General features: G+C 70.6%; 5 protein-coding genes. 1 reads left to right on the forward strand and 4 read right to left on the reverse strand.

Annotated elements, in window-relative coordinates; genetic code table 11:
• The 4 genes from R6V09_RS48650 to R6V09_RS48665 form a co-directional block, all read right to left on the reverse strand.
• Positions 1-425: hypothetical protein (locus R6V09_RS48650; RefSeq protein WP_317887854.1), on the reverse strand; the 425-nt coding region annotated here is incomplete at its 3' end.
• A gap of 51 nt (positions 426-476) precedes the next feature.
• Complete coding sequence (locus R6V09_RS48655) at positions 477-1,076, reverse strand: histidine phosphatase family protein (RefSeq protein ID WP_317887855.1); 600 nt, start codon at positions 1,074-1,076, stop codon at positions 477-479.
• A 3-nt stretch (positions 1,077-1,079) separates the two neighbouring features.
• Positions 1,080-1,613 carry an HAD domain-containing protein gene (locus R6V09_RS48660; protein ID WP_317887856.1) on the reverse strand — a complete coding sequence of 178 codons (534 nt, stop codon included), beginning with the start codon at positions 1,611-1,613 and terminating at the stop codon, positions 1,080-1,082.
• Positions 1,614-1,649: 36 nt separating this feature from the next.
• Positions 1,650-2,858 (reverse strand): pyridoxal phosphate-dependent aminotransferase, encoded by a 1,209-nt coding sequence (locus tag R6V09_RS48665; RefSeq protein WP_317887857.1) that lies wholly within the window; start codon positions 2,856-2,858, stop codon positions 1,650-1,652.
• Positions 2,859-2,946: 88 nt separating this feature from the next.
• Here R6V09_RS48665 and R6V09_RS48670 point away from each other — a divergent pair, with 88 nt between their 5' ends.
• Positions 2,947-3,576 (forward strand): winged helix-turn-helix transcriptional regulator, encoded by a 630-nt coding sequence (locus R6V09_RS48670; RefSeq protein WP_317887858.1) that lies wholly within the window; start codon positions 2,947-2,949, stop codon positions 3,574-3,576.
• Positions 3,577-3,627: the final 51 nt, after the last annotated feature.

Genomic DNA, 3,627 nt, shown 5'->3' on the forward strand with positions numbered 1-3,627 from the left:
GCCGCCTCCAGAGCCAGCGCCGCGGCCTGCACCAGATGGGTGCGCTCCCAGCCGCACGGCCGGTCCAGGGAGCCGTCCCGATTGGTCATCCGGCGCAGCTCCAGCAGCCCCTGCCAGGCGCTGTGCACCTCACGGGTGCGGGCCGGACCGGCGGCGTCCTTCGCGTCCTCGCCGCCGATCCGGGCGGCGAAGACCCCGGTGGTCGCGGGCGCTGCTACGACGGGCTCGGCGACCTCCGAGGCGGACTCCCGTATGCGATGCCCCGCCGGGGTCAGAAAGTGGTCGTGCGGCGGACGCGGGTGCCGGAACGCGAGCCCCCGCTTCACCAGCGCGGCGAGCTGCGCCTCCGTACCTCGCAGCCGCCCGGTGACGGGATCGGCGGCGTCGACGACACGCCGTTGCGCGGTGGTCGGCGGTCGTGTCACGGCGTGCTCCTTCCCGCCGCATCCAATGGGTGTCCGCGGCTCATTCGAAGGCTACGACGGAGGTCTGACATTCCAGGCGGCGATGACCGGCCGCCCGTGCTCCGTGCCCAGCCGGCACAGCGTCCCGGTCGCCAGCTGGAACAGCGCCCCGTCCGACGGCGGCAGTCCGAGCCGCCGCGCGGTGAGGACCCGTAGGAAATGCCCGTGTGCCACCAGCACCACCACGCCCTCGGTGTTGGCGAGCGCCGAGTCGACCTCGGCCAGCACGCGGTCCGCGCGCTGGCCCACCTGCTCGGGAGTCTCCCCGGGGTGGTCCGGCGGCCCGGGCGCGACCCCGTCGGTGAACAGGAACCAGTCCGGGCGGGTGCGCTGGATCTCGACGGTCGTGATCCCCTCGTACCCGCCGTAGTCCCACTCCCGCAGATCCGCGTCGATCCGTACGTCCGTCAGACCGATCAGCTCGGCGGTCTCCCGGGCCCGCTGCAAGGGGCTGACGAACGCGGCGCCGACCCGGTGCGAACGGATCAGCGGCACCAGCCCGCGCGCCTCCTCCCGCCCCTTCGCGGTCAGCGGGACATCGGTCCAGCCGGTGTGCCGCCCCGACCGGGACCATTCGGTCTCTCCATGCCGTACGAGGAAAAGATCACCCATACCTCACAGGCTATGGGCCCACTGCTCCAACGTCGCGAAGTCGGTCTCGCGCAGACCCTTGCGCGGGTCCACCTTGAGCAGCAGCGCCGACCCGTCGTGGTGCGCCTCGACATGCCCTATGTCCAGGTCGGTGATCAGGTCGTCGACCCAGGCGAAGGGGCGCCCGGCCGCCCAGGCCACGATCTGGCGGGTCTTCCAGTAGAGGCCGTCCGGGTCCTTGGTGAACAGTTGGACGAACTCGATCACCGGCAGGTCGCCGGGGAGCCCGACCGCCGGCGCGATCAGCTCGTTGGCCTGGTGCATCCAGGTGGTGGCCCAGGCCGGCTCGTACGGCAGCGCCAGTATTCGCTCGCCGTGCTCCGGGTGCAGGCGCACCCGGAGCCCGCGCCGCAGTTGCCGGGAGCCCGGCCGCTGCCGGGCCGACCAGTTCGTCGGCCACAGCCGGTGGCTGACATAGCCGCGGTGGCGCAGGAACCGGGCGCCGTACGGGTTCAGGGGGCCGTCGACGTCGAGGAGCAGCAAGGGGCGGTCGGTCATGCGGAGGAGCTACCCAAGGCGATGCGCGGATATCTGCTACTGCCGATACCCGCCGAGGAAGCGCCCGATCCGGCCGATCGCCGCTTCCAGGTCGTCCGCGTACGGCAGCGTCAGGATGCGGAAGTGGTCGGGGGTCGGCCAGTTGAAGCCCGTGCCCTGGACGACCTGGATTTTCTCCCGGAGCAGCAGGTCCAGGACGAACTTCTCGTCGTCGTGGATCTTGTGCACCTTGGGGTCCAGTCGGGGGAACGCGTACAGGGCGCCCTTCGGCTTCACGCACGAGACCCCCGGGATCTCGTTCAGCTTTTCCCACACCACGTTGCGCTGTTCGTGCAGTCGCCCGCCGGGGACCGTCAGGTCGCGGATGGACTGGCGGCCGCCGAGCGCGGCCTGGATGGCGTACTGCGCGGGCGCGTTGGGGCACAGCCGCATGGAGGCCAGCATCGTCAGGCCCTCCAGGTAGTTCTTCGCGTGCTGCTTCGGGCCCGTCACCACCAGCCAGCCCGAGCGGAAGCCGGCCACCCGGTACGTCTTCGACAGGCCGCAGAAGGTGAGGACGACCAGGTCGGGGGCGAGCGCGGCGGCCGAGTGGTGCACGGCGTCGTCGTAGAGGATCTGGTCGTAGATCTCGTCGGCGAAGACCATCAGGCCGTGCCGGCGGGCGAGGTCGAGGATGCCCTCGACGATCTCCTTGGGGTAGACGGCGCCGGTGGGGTTGTTCGGGTTGATGATGACGACGGCCTTGGTGCGGTCGGTGATCTTCGCCGCCATGTCGTCCAAGTCCGGGTACCAGTCGGCCTGTTCGTCGCAGAGGTAGTGCACCGCCTTGCCGCCGGAGAGGGTCGTCACCGCCGTCCACAGCGGGAAGTCCGGGGCGGGGATGAGGATTTCGTCGCCGTCCTCCAGCAGTGCCTGTACGGCCATGGAGACCAGCTCGGATACGCCGTTGCCCAGGAACACGTCGTCCACGTCGACTTCGAGACCCAGGGTCTGGTAGCGCTGGGCGACCGCGCGACGGGCCGAGAGGATGCCGCGGGAGTCCGTGTAGCCGTGGGCCTGGGGGAGCATCCGGATCATGTCCTGGATGATCTCCTCGGGCGCCTCGAAGCCGAAGAGCGCGGGGTTGCCGGTGTTCAGCCGCAGGACGCTGTGGCCCGCCTCCTCCAGTGCGTTGGCGTGCTCGATCACCGGACCGCGGATCTCGTAACAGACCTCGCTGAGCTTGCTCGACTGCCGGAACTCCATTGCGCCCTCGCCCCATCGGCTTCGTGTGTTGCTTGGTTTTACCAAGTGTGAGCTTGGAAAGTCCAACAACATGTCTAGACTGCGTCGCATGTCACCTCGCCGAAGCTACGACCAGTACTGTTCCGCGGCCCGGGCCCTCGACCTCGTCGGCGACCGCTGGACCCTGCTGATCGTCCGCGAACTCCTCGCCGGTCCGCGCCGCTACACGGACCTGCACGCCGATCTGCCGGGTGTCAGCACGGACGTACTCGCCTCACGGCTGAAGGACATGGAGCGGGACGGGCTCGCGACGCGGCGGCGGCTGCCGCCTCCGGGAGCGGTCTACGTCTACGAACTCACCGGGCGGGGCCGGGAGTTGCTGCCCGTCCTCCAGGCGCTCGGTACCTGGGGTGCGCCCGAGCTGGGGGAGCGGCGGCCTACAGATGCGGTGCGTGCGCACTGGTTCGCGCTGCCGTTGCTGCGGGCGCTGGAGGGCGAGGGGCTCGTCGAAGTCCGCCTGGAGGAGGGGGAGTTCCACCTGTGGGCGGGGGCGGAGGAGGACGGGCCCGTCTACGGCGAGGGGCCCGCTCCCCGCGAGCCCGACGCCCGGCTCGTGCTCGGTGTCGACACCTGTACGGCCGTCGCCCAGGGGGAGTTGAGCGTTGCCGACGGGGTGCGCGCCGGACGTATCGAGGTGAGCGGCGACGGCACGCTCGCGAAGACGCTGCGGGAGGCGTGAGACGCCGCCCGTAACGGCAGAAGGCCCGCCAGGGGCGGGCCTTCTGATGAA

Source organism: Streptomyces sp. W16, from assembly GCF_033194735.1.
Taxonomy (GTDB): Bacteria; Actinomycetota; Actinomycetes; order Streptomycetales; family Streptomycetaceae; genus Streptomyces.

Excerpts from the sequence above, each read along its gene's own strand:
- R6V09_RS48655 (WP_317887855.1), bottom strand. The coding sequence starts at position 1,076 with ATGGGTGATCTTTTCCTCGTACGGCATGGAGAGACCGAATGGTCCCGG.
- R6V09_RS48660 (WP_317887856.1), bottom strand. The coding sequence starts at position 1,613 with ATGACCGACCGCCCCTTGCTGCTCCTCGACGTCGACGGCCCCCTGAAC.
- R6V09_RS48665 (WP_317887857.1), bottom strand. The coding sequence starts at position 2,858 with ATGGAGTTCCGGCAGTCGAGCAAGCTCAGCGAGGTCTGTTACGAGATC.
- R6V09_RS48670 (WP_317887858.1), top strand. The coding sequence starts at position 2,947 with ATGTCACCTCGCCGAAGCTACGACCAGTACTGTTCCGCGGCCCGGGCC.